Raw genomic sequence first — 24,395 nt, forward strand, 5'->3', positions numbered from 1 at the left:
CACTTTAATGATGAACATTCTGTCACCTGTCAAAGATATAACGGCGAACTCCTTTTTCTTAAACTTTTTTCCGTCTCCTCTTGTTTTCATACCGAATGTTTGTGTTTCTGTCATAAATTCCAGCACATAGACTTTACGATAGATATTTTTTTAGCGATAGTTGAATATTCGGACAAAATGTCATGTTTTAACTCTGGTATTTATTTTGTAGAAAGATAAATGAAAATTAAAAATAAGAAGAAAATAGAAAGGAGTATAACTATATGAATTTAAATAACTTTACAATTAAAGCACAGGAGGCTGTTCAGCAGGCCGTACAGCTCGCTACTCAAAACGGGCAGCAGGCTATCGAGGCGGTTCACTTGCTGAAAGGTGTCATTATGACGGGTGAAAGTGTGACCAATTTCATCTTTCAGAAACTGGGGGTAAATATCCAGAATTTGAATCGTGTATTGGATGCACAAATCAGCTCTTTACCGAAGGTTTCCGGCGGCGAACCTTATTTGTCCAGTGAAGCAAACGCAATATTGCAGAAAGCAATCGATTATTCTTCCAAAATGGGAGACCAATATGTTTCTTTGGAACCGATTTTTCTAGCTCTCTTTACAGAAAAAAGTACAGCTTCTCAAATCTTGAAAGATGCCGGCGTGACTGAAAATGAATTGCGTCAGGCTATAGAAGAGTTGCGAAAAGGAAATAAAGTGACGAGCCAATCGGCAGAAGATACTTATGATGCTTTGGGTAAATACGCTATTAATCTGAATGAACGTGCCCGGAGTGGTAAGCTGGACCCGGTAATCGGGAGGGACGATGAAATTCGTCGTGTTTTGCAGATATTGAGTCGTCGTACAAAAAACAATCCGATTTTGATTGGTGAGCCTGGTGTCGGTAAAACGGCTATAGCAGAAGGACTTGCACACCGTATTGTGCGTGGCGATGTACCGGAAAACTTAAAATCCAAACAGATTTTCTCGCTGGATATGGGAGCACTGGTTGCCGGGGCAAAATACAAGGGTGAATTTGAGGAACGTCTGAAAGCTGTCGTGAACGAAGTGACAAAATCGGAGGGCGAAATTATTCTTTTTATTGATGAAATCCATACATTGGTTGGAGCCGGAAAAGGAGAAGGGGCCATGGATGCCGCTAATATTCTGAAACCTGCTTTGGCACGTGGCGAATTGAGGTCCATCGGCGCTACGACTTTGGATGAATATCAGAAATATTTTGAAAAGGACAAAGCACTCGAACGTCGTTTCCAGATTGTTATGGTGGATGAACCGAACGAATTGGATGCCATATCCATCTTGCGTGGTTTGAAAGAAAAATATGAAAATCACCATAAGGTTCGTATTAAAGATGATGCGATTATTGCTGCCGTACAGTTATCTACACGGTATATTACGGATCGTTTTTTGCCGGATAAGGCTATCGACCTGATGGATGAAGCGGCTGCTCGTCTTCGTTTGCAGATTGATTCTGTGCCGGAGTCGCTGGATGAAGTTTCTCGTCGTATCAAACAGCTTGAAATCGAACGGGAAGCCATTAAGCGTGAAAACGACAAAGTGAAATTGGAACAACTGAACAAGGAAATTGCCGATTTGAAAGAGGAAGAAACGAAGCAGAAAGCGCAATGGCAGAGTGAAAAGGAACAGATAAATAAGATTCAACAAAATAAGATTGATATCGAAAGTTTAAAGTTCGAAGCTGATAAAGCCGAACGTGAGGGTGATTATGGCCGTGTAGCCGAAATCCGGTATGGTAAAATCAAGCAGAAGGAAGAAGAAATCAAGGAAGTGCAGGAAAAGTTGAGAACAATGCAAGGGGCTGCTGCCATGATTAAGGAAGAGGTTGATAGCGAAGATATTGCGGATGTGGTATCCCGTTGGACCGGTATTCCTGTCAGCAAAATGATGCAGAGTGAAAAAGAGAAACTGCTTCACCTTGAATCTGAGCTTCATACTCGTGTAATTGGGCAGGAAGAGGCCATTAGCGCGATTGCAGATGCCGTACGTCGTAGCCGTGCCGGATTGCAGGACCCGAAACGTCCGATTGGCTCGTTTATCTTTTTAGGTACGACGGGTGTTGGTAAGACAGAACTAGCCAAGGCTTTGGCTGAATATCTGTTCGACGACGAAAATATGATGACTCGTATCGATATGAGCGAATATCAGGAGAAATTCAGTGCGACTCGTCTGATTGGGGCACCTCCGGGATATGTGGGATATGATGAAGGGGGGCAGTTGACGGAAGCTATCCGGCGCAAACCTTATTCGGTTGTTTTATTTGATGAAATCGAAAAAGCGCATCCGGATGTTTTCAATATTCTTTTGCAAGTACTCGACGATGGCCGTCTGACGGACAATAAGGGACGTGTCGTTAACTTCAAGAATACGATTATCATTATGACCAGCAATATGGGGTCATCCTTGATACGTGAAAACTTTGAAAAGATGACGCCGGAGACGCATGATAGGGTAGTGGATGAAACGAAAATCCAGGTTTTGGAATTGTTGAAAAAGACTATTCGGCCGGAATTTTTGAACCGTATCGATGATATTATCATGTTTACACCGCTTAACGAAGAGGAAATTCGTCAGATTGTTTCTTTACAACTGAACAGCGTAAAGAAAATGTTAGCTCAAAACGGTATCTCTCTGAACTTTACAGATGAAGCTTTAGCTTTCATCTCTGATAAAGGCTACGATCCGCAGTTTGGTGCTCGTCCGGTAAAACGTGTTATTCAGAAGTATGTGTTGAACGAACTGTCGAAGGAACTTTTGGGTGGTAAGATAAACAAGGACCGCCCAATTACAATTGACAGTAACGGCAGTGGCTTGGAGTTTAAGAACTGAGAATAAGTGTTGGTTTGATAGATATATGTGTGTAAAAGGCTTTGCTTCCACAGAGGAAGTGAAGCCTTTTCTTTTTGGAAAAAACAGGAAGTATCGTTTTTCTATCGGACGAATATTCTTATAGTATCTGTAGTTTGATACCGAACGATAGGCTTAAATAATCCTTAGGTTTCAGATAACTGTTCCCGAAAGCACTAATCAGATATAAATCGCAGGTACTGAGTTCATAAAAGAAAGTGATGGACTTATGCCAGCTCCTATTGTGTGGTAGATTAATCGTAAAACGTTCTCCCATAAATACATGTGAACGGATTCGCGTTGAAAAACCGTAGTATCCGTCCGGATAACGACTCGGTTCTCTTACCCAGAAATCACGGTCGAATAGAGTGTTGAAATAGAGTCCGCAACTCAGAGGCTCGAATGAAAAATGTTCTCCTATCGGGATATTCCAGGGAATATAGTTTTGCTTCAATGTAAATGTTGCCATGGCATGCCGGTCTGCATTGCGGGGAACGAGACCTAACAGCATATCTGTTTCCCAGTGATTATTCCCATAATTCCAACCTGGACCGATAGAGAGCATACCCATAGAGCCGGCAAACTGGATTTTAGCATAACGGGGAATTATTTTTTGCCAGTTGGATGAATATTTCTGGACACGTTTACTGTAACGGTCATTTTCTTCCTGGGCCTTGGCCGTATGGGAGAATAGAAAGAGCAAAAGCAATATTTTAAAAGTCGATAACTTCATAGGTATAGTTGTCTGGGGTGATTGTAAACAGCATGTAATTACGTTTGGCAATATTGCTGCATCCGAAATACAAAATGCCGTCATTGAATAAATCATTGACAGACAAATTATGGTTGTGCGCATGCAGGCAGAATATCAATGAAGGGAATTGCTTGATGTACAGTTGGAATACATCTTTTACATTGTTATTGAACTGTTCATTGCCCGGAGGCGCATGCATTACGACGATAGTTCGTTTAAAGCGGGTACTGTCCTGAAATTCGTTTTTTATGAATTCAAAATCAGGTACGGGATGCGAATAATCATATTCGATGGCATTGGTATTCAAACATACGAATTTGATATCATTCGTAATGAATGAAAAATTTTCGTTCCCGAAAAGTGCTTTGTACACTTGGTCGCCATTTCCAATGATGTCATGGTTGCCTATAAGGGCTACATAGGGGGCTTTTAGTTTGCCCAGAATATCGATGGTCCATTCGTATTCCTTCTTCATCCCGAAATCGGCTATGTCGCCGCCGTGAAGGATAAAGTCGATGCTGTCATTTTGATTGATGTGTTTGACAAAATCGACGGTTTCGTCGTAATTACGTTGCGTATCACCGATAAAGGCAAAGCGGATGGTATCGCTGTTTTGCGTATTTGCTTCAATAATGCGTATGTTTTTGGCATTGATATCACGCTCTTTTGTATGAAGTCTTCCATCGTATGGATGATAATCTATCAACTCGCATGCTGTCAGCAATGTGAAAAGAAAAAAAGGTATTATTTGTTTCAACATATAAAAACGTCCTGATTTTTTATACAAATTTAGGACGTTTTTGTATGTTGGAAAAGGGCAGTATTTAGCTTGTAATGGTCTAAATACTGTTTTTTTGTAGTTAGTAGTAAATGTTTTTGGTTGTATGTCTATTGGATATAATGGTAATAGCGATTGAAGAAATTCCGGAAACCGGAAAGTTTTAAAAGCCCTTTTTCGAAGACGAAAATACCAAGCAGGGCACAACCTATTCCCAATGTCACGTCAATAATATAATGATGGGAGGTATAAACCGCTGTCGACCAGATACCCAGCATAATAATGGCAAAGAGCGTGATAACGATTGCATTACATCTTTTGATGATGGCATAAACCAGTGCGACAACCATATAAGCTGCATGCAGTGACGGAACAGCTGCAAAGACGTTCGCATTTCGTCCGTAGATGGAGTCGAATATGGAAAGTCCCGTTAAAGCATCGAACCGACCTAATCCGGCTACGTTTCCCGGCGTGTTTAATACCGCTTCAAAGCCGTAATTGATTGCATACCAAGGGGGAGCTGCCGGATGAATATAATACCCCGCGAAACCAATCAAATTGACGAATAGAAATACCATTGAATAACGTAAGTACAGACCCCTGTCCTTAAAATATAGCCATAATCCGAAGGCTATGGGCACAGGTACCCAGCAGAGGTAGAAAATACCGGCGAAAAAGTCGGCAACCTTGCAATTGTGAATAGCGAAAAACTCACAGGGAGTCAGGATGTTGCCATTTTCGTTTATCCCGAATAAACTCTTTTCCAGGTTATATAATCCTTCAACATCTATCGGGTTGACCTGATAATTAGGATAAACCCGCATATAGTCGTATGAAATGGCAAAAATGATGAAAGGCAATAGTCCGACTGCCAGTTTACGGGTAACGGGACTTGCGAAAAATAGCAGTAAAAACAGTATCGAAATCAAGATATGTTCCGGACGAAGCCCTACGGCTACAGCTGTCAGCATCAGAAACAGTATTGTGATGCCAATAACAATTATTGTTTCTTTTCCTGAAGGAAATGTCTTTTTGTTTATCATTGGTTATCTTTATTGTTCAACAACTTACGGCAATGTTCCAAACGCGCGAATGCTGTCACGTTCGAGAAAATGGCAACGAAAAACAGGGGAATTACAAAAATCATAATGGGTTCGAAGACTTTACTTTCAGTCATCATCGGGGCAAAAATACCGCAACATAAAGCACCGAGACCGGTCAGTACTACTCGTTCGGGACGTTGCATGAATCCTACCTTGCAATCCAAACCCAATCCTTCGGCACGTGCTCTGACATAGCTGACCATCAGAGAACCGATTAAAGCAATAAAAGCAATAATGGAACTGATTACATATCCTTGGTTAATCAGGTAAAAACAGATACCGAAAAATACAGTCAATTCACTGTAACGGTCCAGTACCGAGTCGTACAAAGCTCCGAAAGTGGAACTCATCTTGCCGATACGTGCCACTTGCCCGTCCATCATATCGAATAATCCTGCAAACAGGATGATGCCGCCTCCCCAGCCGACATAAGAAAAATCCCCTCGTTCACCTTCCATACCTGCGTAAAGGAAGATACATGCTGCTACTATATTCAGGACTAGTCCTGTTGTTGTGATAAAATTAGGCGTAATGCCTATTTTTATCATTCCGCGTACGATTGGATTGATGATTTTGTAAATCATCTGTTGTGCCCAATCTCTGAAAATTTTAAAAGCTGCCATATTTGTTATTTTGTTTTATTTTATTTTTCTCTACTCCGTGGAAATATATTCCGGATGTTGCAGTTTTTATAAACAAATATACGATGTAAATTGTAATTCCAAAGAAAACCGACGAGCAGTGAAACCACAATTTTGGAGAAAACGAACACATCGTCGATGTAATGCTTCAATATTTCTCTGACCCATGGGCTTTTGCTGATTGTTTCCGTCAAAAAGTAAGTCCCGTAAGTATTCAATACAATACTGCCTATCCATACCAAAACATATTTAAAAAAGACATATCTCTTTTTGCATTCTCTTGATTTGAATGTCCATTTATAATTGACCACGCAATTTACGATACCGCCGCAGACGGAACCGAGGAATGTAGCGTATACATAGTAAATGCCAAATAATTTAACCAATAAAATGGTGATAATGAAATCTGAAATACTGGCTATTTGGGAAGAGAACTGGGCTCGCATGAACATGAAAATTCCTCCCTTTTCGGAAAAAGCCTTAGCCCCTTTCTTTATCCAATCAAACATCTTGCACCGATTAAGAGGATGAGGCTGTATATACCAGCCAGTATATCATCCATCATTACACCAACTCCTCCTTTAAGACTTTCCATTTTGCGCACTCCCAGCGGTTTGAAAATGTCGAACAGCCGGAATAAAATAAATGCGGCGAGTACATACCACCAGTTTCTTTCCGGGACAGCCAATAAAGGAATCCAAACACCAACCATCTCGTCTACAACCACTCGCGACGGATCTTTTCCCCATATAGGTTCGACTGCATTGGCTGAGCAGATGCCGGCTATCGTGAAAATGATGATTAACGCTGCCGTCAACATTCCAATCAGATAAAACGGAACAAGATAGGAACAAACAATCCAGATGGCAGTAGCCAGTAGAGCACCTGCGGTTCCCGGAGCAACCGGCGAAAAGCCGGAACCGAAACCTGTGGCTATTATAATATGAAAAAGGGGTACTTTTTTCATCTTGTCTATTTGTTAAAGAGGGACAAAGTTATGAAAATAATAAAACTTTCCCCTTTATTGCAAGAGGAAAGTTTTATAGAACTATAGGGCTAACACGTTACCCCCATATGGTTTATACTTTTATTAATCCAGGTAGCTGGGGGATTTTTCACCAATTATATCACGTAAAGTTTGTTTTACCATTCTCCACTGGGTGAACAAATCGTGTACGGGCTGATGCTCGAAATCATGCATCGGACTTTTGCAGAAGAATGACAGCCAAGTCTGGATACCGCACATGCCTGCACGCATAGCCAAGTCGCTAAACAACACGAGGTCGAGTGCGATAGGAGCAGCCAGGATAGAATCGCGGCAAAGGAAGTTAACCTTTATTTCCATCGGGTATCCCATCCATCCGAAGATGTCGATGTTGTCCCATGCTTCTTTGTTGTCTTTACGAGGTGGATAGTAGTTGATACGAACCTTATGATAAACGTTACCGTATAATTCCGGATACTTTTCAGGTTCGAAGATATTGTCGATGACAGATAATTTACTAACCTCCTTCGTCTTGAAGTTTGCAGGATCATCCAACACTTCTCCGTCGCGGTTTCCTAAAATATTGGTAGAGAACCAACCGTTTACACCCAACATACGAGTCTTGAACATAGGAGCCAAAACCGTTTTCATTAAAGTCTGACCGCTCTTGAAGTCTTTACCCGAGATAGGTACATTCATTTTTTTAGAAAATTCCCACATTGCGGGAGTATCCACACATAGATTAGGTGCTCCCATGATGAACGGAGCGCCTTCTGCAATGGCAGCATAGGCATAGCACATACTTGGAGAAACAGCTTCAGTGTTGTTTTCCTTCATTGCTTTTTCCAGTGCGGCAAGTGATTTATGTTCGTCTGACAAAGGAATGTAGATTTCTGTGCTTGCCGCCCACAATACAGCGATGCGGTTGCAGTTGTTTGCGGCTTTAAAGTTACGGATATCCTGACGTAATTGTTCAACCATATCCCAGCGTGTAGCCGCTTTCTTGATATGAGTGCCGTTCAGACGTTTAGCCCAATTGTGGTCGAAAGCAGCGGGCATTGGCTTGATAGCCTCCAATTCGTCTTTTACGCCATTCAGGTCTTTTTCTTTTAACACCTCTGCATACATGGCGGCTTCGTATGCATTATCAGGGAAGATATCCCATCCGCCGAAAACGATATCGTTTAAATCCGCTAAAGGTACGATATCCTTGATGCGTTTTTCTTCACCGTTCTCCATCCGCATCGTGGCTAATTGTGTAATAGAGCCGATGGGTTGGGCTAAACCCTTGCGGGCAGCCAGTGTACCTGTAATCATAGTAGTCGCTACAGCACCACCTACACCAACAACAAGAATACCAAGTTTACCCTTGGCTTCTTTCACTTCGATTTTTTCCATGTCAAATTAAGTTCAAAAATAATGGGGCAAAATTAACTCTTATTATTGGGAGAAAAAAGACCTGCATGCGTGTTAATTGGTCAAAAACGTTATAATTTAAGGCTATTTTACATATTGGATGGGGATGGCTTCCTGAAAATTCATTGCTTTTGACCTATCTGGAGTTATTGATTTTTCTTGTTTTTGATATTATTAAGTAATTGATTCGATATTTATGGTGCGATATCCGTATTTATTCCTTTCCTTTGCACAGACAAACAAAACGGTTTGTATTGCTCTTTATCTCCGATGTGATATTCATTTGAATATAATTTTGTAGAAATAGGCTTTCTCTCAAGCTTTGTTGTTTTAATTTTTTTATTAATTATTTTATATCATTTTTTGTATGAATATTTACATTGGTAACCTGAACTATCGGGTTAGAGAATCAGACCTGCAACAGGTACTGGAAGAGTATGGAACAGTAGACTCAGTAAAATTAATCATCGACCGTGACACACGTCGTTCCAAAGGTTTCGCTTTTGCAGAACTTCCTAACGAAAATGAAGCGAAAAATGCAATTGAAGAACTGAATGGGGCTGAATATGAAGGCCGCCAGATGGTTGTAAAGGAAGCTACTCCCAGACGTTAAGATAAACATCAAACGAATAGCAACGGGGATACGGAGAAATCTGTATCCCCGTTTTTTTATTTATTCCTCATAAATGCTTACGTTTGCAGGAAATTTACAGCAAATGAAAACTTTTTTTCTCAAGTCGCGCCGTCGGTTGCTTCTTTTTGTTTTACTGTTTATGACAGGTTCATCGCTGAGTGCTGTTGTATATGCGCAGATATCGGAACGTGTTTTTAAGACTGATTATCGGATAGATCCAGAAAAGAAAGGGGAATTATCGATTGATGTTGATAACCTGAGTTTCTTCAAGGATAATGAGTTTTCTAGCTATTATATAAAAGGATATTCGCTTCCGGGATTGTGGTTGCAAACAAAAGCTGTTTATTATCCACTCGATATAATAAAAGTGGAGGCTGGTGTACATATGTTGCGTTTTTGGGGTGCCAACCGTTACCCGAATGTGGCCTATCAGGATATTGCAACCTGGAAAGGAGACCAATATCAAAAAGGACTTCATGTTCTCCCTTTTTTCCGTGCACAAGTGGCTTTGTCGGAGCATGTGAATATTGTATTAGGAGATATTTATGGAGGAGCCAACCATAATTTAATTGAACCTTTGTATTTCCCGGAATTGAATTTGACAGCTGATCCGGAAATGGGATTGCAGTTTCTTTATAATTCCCGTTTCTTTGATTTGGATACTTGGTTAAATTGGGAAAGTTTTATCTTTAAAGATGATACGCATCAGGAGGCATTCTCCTTTGGGGTATCCACCCGCGTTAAATTTAATGATCCGGAATCCTGTTTTCATTTTTACCTGCCGGTACAAGGAACAGGGCAACATCGGGGGGGGGAGTTGATTGAAATTCATTCCGTCGCGACTTTGTTGAATGGAGCTGCCGGGATTGGTGCCCTTTGGAATACTGGGCATCCCGTATTCAAGAATGTTAATCTGGAGTTTGACGCTGCCGGATATACCCAACAGTCGGGTAGTTTATTGCCATTTGATTCGGGTTATGGTTTGTATGCTCGTGCCTCTGCCGATATTTATGATTTCCGGATAAAAACTTCTTATTGGAAATGCCATGAATTTGTGTCTTTGTTCGGTTTCCCTTCTTATGGCGCATTATCTACTAAGTATGAGGGGTTTGTGTTTGAGGACCCCACTTCGTTTTATATTGGTCTGGAATATTCGCGTGAATTTGCAAAGGGTTTTTCAATGGGGCTAGATTTGGACGTTTACCAACAATCTGCCGGTACAATGCGTGTTATTGCAAATGGCGATACCTTTCCTATTAAGAGTTATACCGATATCTCTGTTGGTATTTATCTGCGTATCAATCCTTCTTTCCTGATAAAGAGGTTCTAAACCAATCTTATCTTTCCGAAAATTCTTACATCCTTTTCAGAAAAAGCATCCGTGCTTAAGTGATTTTCCATGTGAGGGATTTTAGTTTCCATATATGTTGAAACTAAAAACTACAATTGTTGTTTTCAAGAAAGACAATTGTCTATTTTGAATTCAATATATGTTGAAAGTAAAATTGCATGGTTAAAAATGAGAATTCCTGAATTTCCCTGAACGGGAATATAATCGGAAGAGAATGATGTGTCTGCAAAGATAACCTTATTTTTTAGTTTGCCTCGTTTTTAACATGAATCAGGTAGGATTTTATGCAACTGTATTTAAAAACGCGCAAATATTTACAAGGATTGTCAAAAAATTAATATCTTTGTAAATAGATTGCTTTTGAACAATAAGTAATTAGAATTGATATAAATTAAATTATTACCATGAAGACGAACAGAAGGGACTTTCTTAAAACCCTTGGAGGTGTTGCACTTTTCTCTATTGTGCCGCGTCACGTGTTGGGAAACGGGTATATTGCCCCAAGTGATCAACTCACCAAAGGTATTATTGGAACAGGCGGTATGGGACGAGGCCATGTAAATTATGGTGGTACTCGTTTAGTTGCAGTTTGTGACGTAGACAAAAATCATTTAGAGTTAGGAAAAAAATTGGTAAAGGAGAATATAGCTGCTTACCATGATTTTCGAGATTTGATACTGGATTCAAATGTCGATATCGTACATATCGCCACGCCACCGCATTGGCATGGTATTATGTCGGTTGAGGCTGCTAAAGCCGGTAAAGATATTTGGTGTGAGAAGCCAATGACACGGACGATTGGAGAAGGTAAGCGGGTGATGGAGGCAATGAAGCAGTATGGACGCATGTTCCGTTTAAATACTTGGTTCCGTTTTGCTGATCCTTTTTATGGTTTGGGTACCCCTGTTAAACCTTTGAAAAAACTTGTACAAAGCGGAATGTTGGGTTGGCCGTTGAAAGTGACGATTAGTAAACATACCGGTTTTGACTGGAAGTTCTTTTGGGTTGGAAAAGAATATTTGGAACCACAATCCATTCCTTCCGAACTGGATTATGATATGTGGTTAGGACCGGCCCCATACAAGCCTTACAATGCACATCGTGTACATCAGACATTCCGTGGTTATTGGGATTATGACGGCGGTGGACTGGGAGATATGGGACAACATTATATAGATCCTGTGCAATATATATTAGGAAAAGATGATACCAGCCCTGTGAAAGTGGAAGTGGATGCTCCGCAACAACACCCGGATGCTGTCGGAACTTGGCGTTCAATTACATATACATACGATGATGGTTGTCAGATAGTTCTCTGGGGAGGCGACTTTGGGGATCCCAATACTCCTTATATTTCGGGACCTAAAGGAAATGTTTACAAGAATTTTGTGTGTGATATCCCTGATTGGGAAAGAAAATTGGCAGATTATCCTGAACCTGAACCTCAGGTGACAGATTTTATTGAATGTATAAGAACACGTCAACCTTTTGCTTTGAACGAACGTAATGGGTTCCGTTCGGCTACTATTGTAAATATGGGAGCTGTGGCGCTTCGTCTGAACCGCACATTGAATTTTGATCCTGTGAAACTCGAATTTATAGACGATGAAGCTGCCAATCGTTTGTTGGACCAGCCAATGCGGTCACCATGGAATATTTAATATAAAAAGTAATTTCTTATGAGAAAAGCATATATATCAATAACTGCCTTACTGCTATGTGGAAGCATGCTGATGGCACAAGCTCCGGCCAATCGAACGGCCAAAACGATTGCAGCCGATGTGTTGGCTCAGATGCCGGCGGATAAACAGGCGGAGTATGATAAACTAATAAGTGATTTGAGCTCTACCGGTGATGAAGGTGTTTTGATGCTGGTAAATATGATAAATGCACCGGGTAAGGGTAGCAATTCGAATGTGGATTATGCATTGAGCGGTTTGACACATTATGTAATGGCAAAAGGGCAGGAAAATGCCCGTTTGGCAACTGCGAAAGCTTATATAAAAGCTTTGGAAATGACGAACGAGCGCGAAACGAAAGCGTTTATTATTCGTCAGCTTCAAATTTTAGGCAAAGATGAAAGTGTGGAGACATTGGTCTCTTATTTGAATGACGAGAACTTGAGTGGTCCTGCTGCAAGAGCTCTTTCATCTATAGGTACGGAGAATGCCGGGAAAGCGTTATTAGCTTCTTTAATGCGCCGTTCTGGAACTCCTAAAACGCAAAAAGATATAATCCGTGCAATTGCCCAAGCTCAGGTAGAGGGTTCTGAAGAAGCATTGAAAGCTCTGTTGGGATCGTCAGACCCCAATATGCAAAAAGAAGTTTTGTATGCATTGAGCCGTGTTGGTTCCAAAGCTTCTCTCAATGAATTGGCGGATGCTGCTGCTAAGGTAGGCTATACAATGGATAAGTCCGGTGCAAATGAGGCATATATTGTTTTGATTAAACGAATAGCTGGGCAGGGTGATTTGGCCACTGCGGAAAAAGCAGCCAAGGATTTGATGAAAAAGGCAACAAAAGCAGGTGCGCAACAGAGTCGGGAGGCTGCTTTGCAAATCCTTCTTTCTTTACAGAAGGAAAAGGATGTGATTAAATTGGTTACTGCAGCCATGAAGGATGCTGATAAAGGTTATCGGAATGCTGCTTTGAATTATGCATCAGATCAGGCTAACCAGGAAATGTATGTTGAATTGATGAAACTGATGGCAAAAGCAAAACCGGAGGTTAAGATTGATATCCTCAATTGGATTGGTCGTGAGGCAAAAAGACCGTCTCAACATGATATTATTCAAAATCTTGAAATCCGTTTTGATCTTCCGGCTAAGCAGTTGTTAGTCGAACAGTTGAAGAACGAAGATTACGGAGTGAAAGAAGCTGCTGTCTGGACATTGGTTAAAATAGGTGACAAATCGGTTATTCCGTCATTGGCTAATTTGCTGGTAAGTGATGATAACCAGGTCGTTTTGTTAGGACAGGATGCTTTAACAGCTTTCAATGGCGACATAGATGGAGCTGTGGCTAAAGTTATTCCACAGGCAGGCAATGCCGGTAAGATTGCCGGACTTGAATTATTGGCAATGCGTAAAGCTACATCTAATTTGAACGCAGTATTGGAACAGATTAATACCGGCTCTCCGGAAGTAAAAGCTGCTGCTTATGTTGCCTTGAAAGATGTTGTCAGCGATCGTGATTTGACTAATCTCTGTGGCATGCTTGAAACAGCAGATGCGTTGGCTATTCCTCCGATGCAACGTGCTGTAATTTCCGCATTGTCTTCTTTACCAGCTGCAGAGCAGGTGCAGACAATATCCCGGCGTATGATACAGGCCGGAGATAATAAAAAATATCTTTATTATATTGTATTATCATCGACAGGAGAACCGGAAGCTCTGGCTACGATTGTAAAAGGTTTCCGTTCTGCTACAGGTGAGCAACGTGATGCGGCATTTGAGGCATTATTGAACTGGAAAGGTGTAGAAGTTGCAGATGAACTGTATACTATCTGTAAGGATGCTCCGACTTCCAGTTATTTTGCACCGGCAATGGATGCTTATGTAAAGCTGGTTTCCAATCCGGTATTTACCGGAGAAAACCGTCTTCTCCGTCTGCGTAAGGCAATGGAAATAGCTCGTACGGACGAACAGAAAAATGCTATCCTGAAACAAATTGAAAGGACTGGTACATTCTTGGGTATGATATATGCCGGTGAGTTTTTGGACCAAAAACCGGTTCAGCAGGCTGCTGCCAATGCCGTAATGAATATAACTTTGGGTAACAAGGAATATACGGGAACAATTGTTCGTGAACTTCTGAATAAAGTGATGCAGGTACTCGACAATCCGGATGCCGGTTATCAGAAAGAGGCGATTAAGAAACATTTGGCTGAAATGCCTGCCGGAGAAGGTTTTGTATCTATTTTTAACGGCAAAGATTTGACTGGATGGAAAGGTTTGGTCGAGAATCCGATAGCTCGCGCCAAGATGAAGCCTGCTCAACTTGCAAAAGCTCAGGTTGCTGCGGACGAGAATATGCGCAGAGACTGGAAGGTGGAAGATGGTTTGCTTGTCTTTGAAGGAACAGGATATGACAATTTGTGTACAGAAAAGCAATATGGTGATTTTGAAATGTATGTTGACTGGATGCTTGACCCTGCAGGTCCCGAAGCGGATGCCGGTATTTATCTCCGCGGTACGCCACAAGTTCAGATATGGGATACTTCTCGTGTGAATGTCGGTGCACAAGTTGGTTCCGGCGGATTATACAACAATCAGGTGAATGAAAGTAAACCGTCAAAAGTCGCTGATAATAAGCTGGGAGAATGGAATAGCTTTTATATTAAAATGGTAGGTGACCGCGTAACGGTTGTATTGAACGGTGAAAAAGTAGTGGATGATGTTATCCTTGAAAATTATTGGGATCGTAACCAGCCTATTTTCCCGGTTGAACAAATTGAATTGCAGGCACATGGCAGTAAGGTATATTATCGCAATCTGTATGTAAAAGAATTGGAACGTAAGGAACCGTTTAAACTTTCAGCAGAAGAGGTAAAAGAAGGTTTCAAAATTTTGTTTGATGGAACCAATATGCATGAATGGACGGGTAACACAGTTGATTATACATTGGAAGACGGCTGTATTTCTATGATACCGAGCAGAAGTTTTGGTGGTAATTTATATACTAAGAAAGAATATGGTAATTTCATTTATCGTTTTGATTTCCAATTAACCCCGGGAGCTAACAATGGAGTTGGTATTCGTACCCCGATGGAAGGAGATGCTGCTTATGTCGGTATGGAAATCCAGATACTTGATTGTGAACATCCTATTTATAAGGATATCACTCCGTTACAACATCATGGTTCCGTATACGGTATTATTCCGGCGAAGCCCGATCATCATAGTGCATTTAAGCCTGTAGGTGAATGGAATACGGAAGAAATTGTTGCGAATGGCGATAATATCCGTGTAACAGTTAACGGTGTTGTTATCTTGGAAGGTAATATTCGTGAGGCAACAAAAAATGGGACAGCAGATCATAAAGAACATCCGGGACTTTTCAATAAAAAGGGACACATTGGTTTCTTAGGTCATGGTTCTCCGGTTAAATTCCGTAATATTCGTATTAAAGAGCTGAAATAATAATTTGCTTTTGGTTAGATAGTAAGAAACTGTCTGGGATAACAACACTTTTGAGTCCATAATAATTGTAAAAGTGTAGGTTTTATCTCTGGCAGTTTCTTTTTATATGGTATTAATTGAAATCTCTTGAATTTTAACCCAAGTAAAATTTGTGGATATAATATTTTATATCGAATTTTGCACTATATAGGTAAGTTGTTTCACTATGAGTATAGATAAATATCGTTTGTTTTTAGATACAGCTCAGGTTGGTTGGTGGCAAGCTGATTTTGAGAATGGGTATTATATCTGTTCAGACTATTTGGTTAGTTTGATGCAACTTCATAGTGATAAGATTTCTTTTTCTGATTTTATAGCATTGATTCGTGAAGACTACCAAGAACGTATAAAAAAAGAATTTCTTTTCTTTAAAGGAATTGGTATTTATGAACAAATATTTCCGCTTCTAACGTGTTATGGTTATAAATTTGTCCGTTCGAAAATCTGTGAACGGGAAATTGATGATACGGGAAAAATTAATGTATTGGGTATTATGCAATTGCTCCCTTATAGTGATTCAGAAGCGGATAAATTGAAAGTTAAGGATCAACTGAATGGCCTTCTCCGGCATTTAGGCAGTCTTACCCGTTCCCTGCATTCGTTTATTCAAACAAACGATTTGCCGACATCTATCCATTTGGTTCTTACGGAGATTCTTAATTCGATAGATACGAAAGGACGTGCCAGTATTATGGAATATATGAATGACGGACAAACTTTGAATTGTACATACGAGGTGTGCAGTGAAGGGGTTTCCCCCGTTCGCTCTTCTTTGCAAAATATTCCGGTATCGACATTGCCTTGGTCTACCCGTAAAATAAAAAATCTTTATCCTGTACTGATAAATAATCTGGATGAACTTCCTCCGGAAGCGGCAGAAGAAAAACGTTATTTACGTTTAAGAGGAACTCTTTCTATGATATTGGTGCCTTTAATTATAAAAGGAAAAGCTTGGGGATATATGGGGATTGACATTATTGTCAAAAATCGTATTTGGAATCTTGAAGATTACCAGTGGCTTTCTTCTATAGCCAATATTATTAGTATCATAACGAAAATGGCAAGGATAAATGAGGCTTTGGACTGTAATGAAAGGCTATTGCGCAATATTTATAATAATATCCCAGCAGGTATTGAGCTGTATGACAAAGACGGTTATTTGGTCGATTTGAATAATATGGATATTGAAATATTCGGAATAGAGTCAAAAGCAAGCGTGTTAGGACTTAATATTTTTGAAAATCCAATTATTCCGGAAGAAGTCCGAAAGAAATTGTTGGAACGAAAACCTGCTACTTTCCGTGTAAATTATTCTTTTGATGTAGTAAACAAATATTATAAAACAGATAGGGAAGGTAATATTGATGTCTTTACAAAAGTCAGTATGCTCTATGATACACATGGAGATTTGATTAATTATCTGTTTATAAATCTGGATAATACGGACAAGACAGTTGCTTATAACCGTATCGAAGAATTTGAACATTTTTTTCGCCTTGTCAGCAGTTTTGCAAAAGTTGGTTATGCTAAATTTGATTTGTTGACAAATGATGGTTATGCCATCAGTCAATGGTATCAAAATTTAGGAGAAAAAGATGGAACACCATTGCCGGATATTATTGGTGTGTATAAAGCTGTTCATCCTGAGGACAGGCAAGTTATGTTGAATTTTTTCAAGCGGGTAAAACAAGGAAAAGCTAATAGTATTCGTAAAGAATTGCGTATACGGGCCGGAGAAGATTGGAAATGGGTACGTGTGAATGTGATGCGGAATACACAATCGGTTGATCCGAAAAAATTGGAAATGATTTGTGTGAATTATGACATCACTGAATTGAAGGAAATACAGAAACAACGTGAAAAGGCAGAAGAGCTAGATCGTTTGAAATCAGCTTTTTTAGCAAATATGAGCCATGAGATTCGTACTCCGTTGAATGCTATCGTCGGTTTTTCCACATTGTTAGTTGATACGGATGATCCGGAGGAAAAACTGCAATTCGTGGATATTATACAAAAGAATAATGATTTGTTGCTACAGTTAATTTCGGATGTGTTGGATCTAGCCAAAATAGAGTCGAATGCACTCGAATTAAATTTTTCCAGTTTTGATTTGTTGGAGTCATGTGAAGAACTGGTAACATCCATGCGAATTAAATTACCGGAAAATGTTACATTGAATTTAGCACCTGGACTTTCTTCATGTGTTATTACTTGTGATCGAATTCGATTGACACAAATACTGTCTAATTTTATCAATAATGCAATCAAGCATACGGCAAAAGGTTCTATTACTCTTGATTATCAACTTCGACCTAGAGAAATAGAGTATTCGGTTACTGATACTGGTGAAGGAATGTCACCTGAAATATCAGCACGGGTATTCGATCGTTTTTATAAGGGAAATAGTTTTAAGCAAGGAACAGGATTGGGGTTATCCATTTGCAAAAGTATAGTGGAACAATTCGGAGGAAAAATAGGAGTAAAGTCTGTACCGGGAAAAGGTTCCCGTTTTTGGTTTACTTTACCCCGCTAATTTGTTTGCTATTCTTTTTCTCCAAAAGCCAAATCGCCTGCATCACCCAGACCTGGAATGATATATGAATGGTCATCTAATTTGTCATCAAGAGCTGCAATCCAGATTGTTGTAATATCGTCCGGCATCTTACGCTGGATATATTCGAGTGCCTGTTTGCTGCAAATAATGGATGCTACGTGGATATGTGCCGGGTGTCCTTTTGTACGCAGAGCCTCATAGGCTAGTTCCATGGAACTACCTGTGGCCAGCATTGGATCTGTAATAATCAATGTTTTATCGGTTAATCTGGGAGAAGCTATATATTCGATGTGAATATCGAAATTTAGTCGGTCTTTATATTTGCGGTAAGCGGAAACAAATGCATTTTCTGCATTATCCAAATAATTTAAAAAACCTTGATGATAAGGAAGTCCAGCACGTAAAATAGTGCTGATTACGATATGATTGTCAGGTGTCTTTACTGGAGCAATGCCTAAAGGCGATTGAATATCTTTTGTGCTGTAAATGAAATCTTTACTGATTTCATAGGCCATAATTTCTCCAATCCGTTCGATGTTACGGCGGAAACGCATGCTGTCTTTTTGGATATTCACATCACGTAGTTCAGATACGAATCGATTCAATATCGAATTTGTTTCTCCTAGATTAACTATTTTCATGTTATTTGATTTTCCGGTGGCGAAATTAGTTATAATCTCCGCTGTGAGCAAATAGAAAGACGAAAAAAGAGACAATCTTTTGAGACTGTCTCTTTTTGTCTACAATTTGAAAATGTTTTATTTCTTCTGGCCTGGTTTGTTGATAGCTTCAAGCAAATATTTTCCAGGTTTGAATTTTACAGTTGTTCTGGCTGGGATTGTAACGGGTGTACCGGTTTTAGGATTTCTAGCCAGACGACTTGTTTGTGCACGTGGAGTCAACGTGCCGAAACCGATAAGGACGATTTCTTCATTGTGCGCCATTGCTTCGGTAACGATGCCAATATATGCATCCAACATTTTCTTCGTTTTTTGCTTCTGTAATCCGGACCTTTCTGCTAAGGCCTCAATCAATTCTGCTTTGTTCATGAGTGTTTCTTTTTTTTTAATTTAAATACATGGCAAATGTACAAGATTCCTTTTTCTTATCAGCAACTAATTACAAACAAAAAAAACGATGTCCATTTCTTATTTAACAACGCCTGCAGGTGATTGTTACGTTTTGAGGAACAAAAAAAGTTAAATAAGATTTCGTTGCGATATATGAAACACAGCCTTTAATTCTTAGGTGCCGGGAGGTTTGATTGGATATTTATCGTTACTTTTGTCCGGATAAATAAATTGAGAATATGAGAATAGAAGAAAATTACTCATTGGAGAAATACAATACATTTCACATCCCTGTGAAAACTCGTTGGTTCATGGAGTATTCAAATGAAGAAGAATTGGAGCGTATTCTTCGAGATGAATATTTTCAGGAATGTTTGTCTTTGCACATTGGAAGCGGAAGCAATTTGCTGTTCATTAATGATTTTAACGGGATAATCCTTCATTCGACCATTAAAGGTATTGATGTGCTGGAGGAAACGGAAGACTCAGTCTTGTTGCATGTCGGAGCTGCTGAGAAATGGGATGAGGTTGTTGCTTATGCTGTCTCTCAAGGTTGGGGAGGAATAGAGAATCTGTCTCTTATTCCCGGTGAGGCAGGTGCTGCGGCCATTCAGAATATAGGGGCATACGGAGTTGAAGCGAAAGATGTCATAGAAACAGTAGAGGCATATAATCAGTTAACCTTTGAAAAGCGGATTTTTACGAATGAGGAATGTAAATACGGGTATCGTTCGAGCTTCTTTAAAAACGAACACAATGATCCGTATATTGTTACATATATAAATATACGTTTGAATAAGAAACCGCAATTTTTAGTCAACTATGGTAACTTGAAAGAGGAGTTGGCCGGTTCGGAACCGACTCTTCAGAGAGTGCGAGATGCTGTAATAGCTGTTCGTCGTCGTAAATTACCTGATCCTGAAGAATTGGGCAATGCGGGAAGTTTTTTTATGAATCCGGTTATTCCTATTAAACGATTCGAGAAGCTGAAGGTACAATATCCTGAAATACCGTCCTGGCCGGCAGGTGAGGGGATGATTAAGATACCGGCTGGTTGGCTAATTGAGCAATGTGGATTTAAGGGCAAGTCACATGGTCCGGTTGGTGTTTACGAAAAGCAGGCATTGGTGTTAGTAAATTTAGGTGGTGCCCGGGGAGATGAAATAGCTCTGGTTGCGGAAAGCATCCGTACTGCTGTAAATGATCGTTTTGGCATTGAACTCATGCCCGAAGTTAAATATGTTGGATAAATGAAGATTACGTTTTTAGGAACCGGAACTTCTACGGGGGTTCCGGAGATTGGTTGTCAGTGTAAAGTATGTACCAGTCCGGATAAGCGTGACTGGCGTCTGCGGACTTCTGTATTAGTAGAAACGGAAGGTAAGGCAATTTTGCTGGATTGTGGTCCTGATTTCCGTTGGCAAATGATACGGAATAAAACGTATCATTTGGATGCGGTCCTGATTTCTCACGAGCATTATGACCATGTGGGCGGATTAGATGATTTGCGCCCATTCTGTCGTTATCATGGGGTTGATATTTTTGCAGAGGAAGATGTGGTAGAAGCTATAAAAACGCGTATTCCTTATGTTTTTCGTGAACATAAATATCCGGGAGTTCCTAATTTGGAACTACATGATGTTACTCCCGGTCAACCTTTTACAGCTGCAGGTATCCCAGTTATTCCTATTCGCGTAATGCACGGTAAGTTACCTATTCTGGGGTATCGTATTGGCAATATGGCTTATCTTACGGATGTTAAGACTTTACCCGATGAAGAATATGCTAAACTGAAAGGTTTGGATGTCCTTATTATTACGGCTCTTCGTAAAGAGTATCATCCTACCCATGAAACAGTGTCCGAAGCACTGGATAATATAAAACTTATTCGTCCGAAGGAGGCTTATTTGATTCACATGGGACATAGCATTGGTTTGCATGCCGAAGTGGAGAAAGAATTACCACAGCATGTACATCTGGCATACGATGAATTATCTTTTGAAATTGATTAGTCAGGGTCTCCATTTATTTTGCTGCATCCGGTATAAAATACTTGTCCGTTTTCAATGGAAAGTTGATTGGTAATGGAAAACTCGGGTAAAAATTGTTTTAACCGTATGGCTAAAGTGTCTCCTAATATCGGATATAGTGAGTCTGCTTCAGCTTCGTAAGGAATACCTCCGAAATAACAAAGATTGCCTTCATTCGTAAAAATGTCAATTCCTAACCAGCAATTGCGTATGCCCCATTGGGTGGAATCAGGTAAGGAAACAAAGAGATTTAAACTGTCGGCCTGCAACATCAGATTTAGCGGGGCATTCCGGTCGAACGAATAGCGTAATTTTTCTTGTTCGGGAAGTAGAAAGTTTCGATTGTTGAACTGTATCTGTGCTACTTGTTCCAGTAATTTCCGGCTGTAACTGGCAACAAAGATTCCATGATAATAGTAATAACCAAAGAAATGGTTTCCGGCTTCAGGATAATAAGTATAAGTAATGTTTTCTTTTGTTTGCTTTTGAGGGGCAAAGGAGCTAAATGTTGTTTGCACTATGCTGTTTTCTATTTCCTCCACCTGATTTTCGGTTGCTTTGGCATAAAAGATAACTCCTTGTGGATGAAACGAGAAAAGCGGAGATGTCAATTGGGGATTATCCTGAATGACAGATAGGAAAATAGTCGGTATTTTTTTTGTAAAAGTGGAATATGCAGATGTATCCGATAAAATATATTTAGCGAAAATAGCGGGTCGATTGATTGCCAGAATAGCCTCAGGTGCCGGTGCTACCAGCGTGTATAAATCCGTCTGCACGGTCATTTTCTTTTTCTCTATATTGCCGAAAAAGAACCAGACCACCAATAGGGTAGCGAGAGTGGCTATCGTGAAAATCACTATTTCCCGCTTGTAGGCCTTCATCTCGTTATATTTTTACAGTCAGGAAGTATTTACACCAAGGTTTTAGGCCACAATCTTCACATTTGGGTTTGCGGGCAATACAAGTGTAGCGACCGTGTAAAATCAACCAGTGGTGAGCAATAGGAATTTTAGATTCGGGAATATGCTTCACCAATTCTTTTTCTGTTTCTAACGGCGTCTTGCTGTTGTTGGTCAGGCCGATACGGTTGGCTACACGGAAAACATGCGTGTCTACGGCCATTGCAGGTTTGTTGTAAACAACAGACGCAATTACGTTTGCTGTTTTACGTCCGACTCCGGGCAGTTTTTGTAATAGTTCGATATCCGAAGGTACAATCCCTCCGAAATCGGACATCAACATTTTAGCCATACCCACCAAATGTTTCGATTTATTATTCGGATAGGAAACGCTGCGGATATATTCGTAGATAACGTCCGGAGTAGATTCTGCCATTACTTCGGGAGTCGGAAAGTCGCGGAAAAGAGCAGGAGTAATCATATTTACCCGTTTGTCCGTACATTGGGCGGATAGAATAACGGCAATCAGTAGTTGATAGGGATTGTCGTAATGCAATTCCGTTTCAGCAACCGGAACATTTTTTTCGAACCAGTCCAGAACTCCCTTATATCGTTCTTCTTTACGCATATTTATTTTATTAATACAATCGTATTCTTACCAAGAAGTAGTCCTAGAAATACAGCGATGAGACCGAGTATGTTGCTTGCCAATATATTAAGGAAAGCCAGTTTATATTCTCCGGTTTTCATCAAAGTCATGGTATCCAGTGCAAACGAAGAGAATGTGGTAAAACCTCCGAACAATCCGGTGAAAAGAAAAACTCTTACGTTGACCGATAGATTACTATATTCGGCAATGCTCCAGCAGAAACCTATCAAAAAGGAACCGATAACATTAACCGAAAGTATCCCGAAGGGAAAGGAGTAAAGCAATGAACGCTGTATCCACGTTGAAACTCCGAAACGGAATATGGTTCCGATTGCTCCTCCTGCCAACAGTAATAAAACCTTTATCATATTGTTTCATCTTTTAGTGTGTTTTTCCCCGGGTTGGTTAAAGGACCCGGGGAAGATGGTAAATGATTTAGGTTCTCAACTTAATTGGCTGATTCGAACTCACGTAAGAACCGGACATCATTTTCCGAGAACATACGCAAGTCCTTTACTTGGTATTTTAAATTTGTAATACGTTCAATACCCATTCCTAATGCGTAACCGGAATATACTTTGCTGTCGATACCACAGTTTTCCAGTACGTTCGGGTCTACCATGCCGCAACCGAGTATTTCCACCCAGCCGGTACCTTTACAGAAAGGACATCCCTTTCCTCCACAGATATTACAGGAGATATCCATTTCTGCGGAAGGTTCGGTGAACGGGAAATAAGAAGGACGCAAACGGATTTTAGTATCTGCGTTGAACATTTCTTTTGCAAAAAATAGCAAAGCCTGCTTCAAATCGGCAAAGGAAACATTTTTATCAACATACAAGGCTTCTACTTGATGAAAGAAGCAATGAGCACGATAAGAAATTGCTTCATTACGGTATACACGTCCCGGACAGATAATGCGGATAGGCGGTTGTTGATTCTCCATTGTACGTGTCTGAACGGAAGAAGTATGTGTACGTAATAAAACATCCGGATTATGTTGTATAAAAAAAGTGTCTTGCATGTCACGGGCAGGATGGTCTTCTGCAAAATTCAGTGAGGAGAATACATGCCAGTCATCTTCAATCTCCGGTCCTTCAGCTATACTAAAGCCCAGACGCCCGAAAATATCACAGATTTCTTTTTTTACGATTGAAAGCGGATGCCGGGTACCCAATTCGATAGGATAAGCCGTACGGGTAAGGTCGATATCGTCGTTTACCGTTTGTACATTATCAAAGCTCTCTTTCAGTTCGTTGATTTTATTTTGAGTAGCTTCTTTCAACCTGTTGAGATACTGACCTACTTCACGTTTTTGATCTGCCGCAACGTTACGGAAATCATTCATCAGCATTGCAATCTCTCCCTTTTTGCTGAGATATTTAATACGTAAAGTTTCCAGTTCTTCAGCGTTAGCCGCCTTCAGATTCTCTACTTCCTGAAGCAGAGCGTTAATCTTATTGATCATTTCTAATCAT

The 24,395-nt window shown here is 40.2% G+C and carries 21 protein-coding genes; 8 read left to right on the plus strand and 13 right to left on the minus strand.

What is annotated here, in order from left to right; translation table 11 throughout:
- Positions 1-263: 263 nt before the first annotated feature.
- Positions 264-2,852, plus strand: a complete 2,589-nt coding sequence (clpB, locus tag DW103_RS14150; RefSeq protein WP_122277248.1) for an ATP-dependent chaperone ClpB — start codon at positions 264-266, stop codon at positions 2,850-2,852.
- A gap of 118 nt (positions 2,853-2,970) precedes the next feature.
- Here the strand turns inward: clpB and DW103_RS14155 are convergent, their stop codons facing one another.
- The 7 genes from DW103_RS14155 to DW103_RS14185 form a co-directional block, all read right to left on the minus strand.
- Positions 2,971-3,603 carry a hypothetical protein gene (locus tag DW103_RS14155; RefSeq protein ID WP_122277250.1) on the minus strand — a complete coding sequence of 211 codons (633 nt, stop codon included), beginning with the start codon at positions 3,601-3,603 and terminating at the stop codon, positions 2,971-2,973.
- Positions 3,584-4,384, minus strand: a complete 801-nt coding sequence (locus DW103_RS14160; protein WP_122277252.1) for a metallophosphoesterase — start codon at positions 4,382-4,384, stop codon at positions 3,584-3,586. Before DW103_RS14160 ends, DW103_RS14155 begins: the two co-directional genes overlap by 20 nt.
- 128 nt (positions 4,385-4,512) lie before the next feature.
- The gene (locus tag DW103_RS14165) at positions 4,513-5,445 is read right to left on the minus strand and encodes a phosphatase PAP2 family protein (RefSeq protein ID WP_122277254.1); all 933 of its coding nucleotides are present in this window, start codon (positions 5,443-5,445) and stop codon (positions 4,513-4,515) included.
- On the minus strand, positions 5,442-6,128 hold the full coding sequence (locus DW103_RS14170) for a CDP-alcohol phosphatidyltransferase family protein (RefSeq protein ID WP_122277256.1): 687 nt from the start codon (positions 6,126-6,128) through the stop codon (positions 5,442-5,444). Before DW103_RS14170 ends, DW103_RS14165 begins: the two co-directional genes overlap by 4 nt.
- A 20-nt stretch (positions 6,129-6,148) precedes the next feature.
- On the minus strand, positions 6,149-6,655 hold the full coding sequence (locus tag DW103_RS14175) for a GtrA family protein (protein ID WP_122277258.1): 507 nt from the start codon (positions 6,653-6,655) through the stop codon (positions 6,149-6,151).
- Positions 6,640-7,113 (minus strand): phosphatidylglycerophosphatase A, encoded by a 474-nt coding sequence (locus DW103_RS14180; protein WP_122277260.1) that lies wholly within the window; start codon positions 7,111-7,113, stop codon positions 6,640-6,642. The genes DW103_RS14175 and DW103_RS14180 overlap by 16 nt, the downstream gene beginning before the upstream one ends.
- A 123-nt stretch (positions 7,114-7,236) precedes the next feature.
- Positions 7,237-8,529, minus strand: coding sequence for an inositol-3-phosphate synthase (locus DW103_RS14185; RefSeq protein WP_122277262.1), 1,293 nt, complete (start codon positions 8,527-8,529; stop codon positions 7,237-7,239).
- 385 nt (positions 8,530-8,914) lie between these two features.
- Here DW103_RS14185 and DW103_RS14190 point away from each other — a divergent pair, with 385 nt between their 5' ends.
- From DW103_RS14190 to DW103_RS14210, 5 genes are all read left to right on the plus strand, one after another.
- Positions 8,915-9,160, plus strand: a complete 246-nt coding sequence (locus tag DW103_RS14190) for an RNA-binding protein (RefSeq protein WP_122277264.1) — start codon at positions 8,915-8,917, stop codon at positions 9,158-9,160.
- 160 nt (positions 9,161-9,320) lie between these two features.
- Complete coding sequence (locus DW103_RS14195) at positions 9,321-10,511, plus strand: hypothetical protein (RefSeq protein ID WP_233545700.1); 1,191 nt, start codon at positions 9,321-9,323, stop codon at positions 10,509-10,511.
- Positions 10,512-10,936: 425 nt separating this feature from the next.
- On the plus strand, positions 10,937-12,193 hold the full coding sequence (locus tag DW103_RS14200) for a Gfo/Idh/MocA family oxidoreductase (RefSeq protein ID WP_122277266.1): 1,257 nt from the start codon (positions 10,937-10,939) through the stop codon (positions 12,191-12,193).
- An 18-nt stretch (positions 12,194-12,211) separates the two neighbouring features.
- Positions 12,212-15,673: a DUF1080 domain-containing protein gene (locus DW103_RS14205; RefSeq protein WP_122277268.1), complete on the plus strand. Its 3,462-nt coding sequence runs from the start codon at positions 12,212-12,214 to the stop codon at positions 15,671-15,673.
- Between the two features lie 205 nt (positions 15,674-15,878).
- Positions 15,879-18,245: a PAS domain-containing sensor histidine kinase gene (locus DW103_RS14210; RefSeq protein ID WP_122277270.1), complete on the plus strand. Its 2,367-nt coding sequence runs from the start codon at positions 15,879-15,881 to the stop codon at positions 18,243-18,245.
- Positions 18,246-18,253: 8 nt separating this feature from the next.
- On the opposite strand, the gene upp is transcribed toward DW103_RS14210, so the two are convergent.
- Together upp and DW103_RS14220 are read right to left on the minus strand one after the other, a co-directional pair.
- The gene (gene upp / locus DW103_RS14215) at positions 18,254-18,907 is read right to left on the minus strand and encodes a uracil phosphoribosyltransferase (RefSeq protein WP_122277272.1); all 654 of its coding nucleotides are present in this window, start codon (positions 18,905-18,907) and stop codon (positions 18,254-18,256) included.
- A gap of 117 nt (positions 18,908-19,024) precedes the next feature.
- Positions 19,025-19,315 (minus strand): HU family DNA-binding protein, encoded by a 291-nt coding sequence (locus tag DW103_RS14220; RefSeq protein WP_122277274.1) that lies wholly within the window; start codon positions 19,313-19,315, stop codon positions 19,025-19,027.
- A 260-nt stretch (positions 19,316-19,575) separates the two neighbouring features.
- On the opposite strand from DW103_RS14220, the gene murB reads away from it, so the two are divergent.
- Positions 19,576-20,586: a UDP-N-acetylmuramate dehydrogenase gene (gene murB, locus DW103_RS14225; RefSeq protein WP_122277276.1), complete on the plus strand. Its 1,011-nt coding sequence runs from the start codon at positions 19,576-19,578 to the stop codon at positions 20,584-20,586.
- Complete coding sequence (locus tag DW103_RS14230) at positions 20,587-21,348, plus strand: MBL fold metallo-hydrolase (protein WP_122277278.1); 762 nt, start codon at positions 20,587-20,589, stop codon at positions 21,346-21,348.
- Here the strand turns inward: DW103_RS14230 and DW103_RS14235 are convergent.
- From DW103_RS14235 to pheS, 4 genes are all read right to left on the minus strand, one after another.
- Positions 21,345-22,250: a hypothetical protein gene (locus DW103_RS14235; protein ID WP_122277280.1), complete on the minus strand. Its 906-nt coding sequence runs from the start codon at positions 22,248-22,250 to the stop codon at positions 21,345-21,347. The two genes, DW103_RS14230 and DW103_RS14235, sit on opposite strands and share 4 nt — an antisense overlap.
- A 4-nt stretch (positions 22,251-22,254) precedes the next feature.
- Positions 22,255-22,896, minus strand: a complete 642-nt coding sequence (gene nth / locus DW103_RS14240; protein WP_122277282.1) for an endonuclease III — start codon at positions 22,894-22,896, stop codon at positions 22,255-22,257.
- A gap of 2 nt (positions 22,897-22,898) precedes the next feature.
- On the minus strand, positions 22,899-23,285 hold the full coding sequence (gene crcB, locus DW103_RS14245) for a fluoride efflux transporter CrcB (RefSeq protein WP_122277284.1): 387 nt from the start codon (positions 23,283-23,285) through the stop codon (positions 22,899-22,901).
- A gap of 80 nt (positions 23,286-23,365) precedes the next feature.
- Positions 23,366-24,385, minus strand: a complete 1,020-nt coding sequence (gene pheS, locus DW103_RS14250) for a phenylalanine--tRNA ligase subunit alpha (protein ID WP_122277286.1) — start codon at positions 24,383-24,385, stop codon at positions 23,366-23,368.
- Positions 24,386-24,395 lie beyond the last annotated feature (10 nt).

Source organism: Parabacteroides sp. AM08-6 (genome assembly GCF_003473295.1).
Classification (GTDB): domain Bacteria; phylum Bacteroidota; class Bacteroidia; order Bacteroidales; family Tannerellaceae; genus Parabacteroides.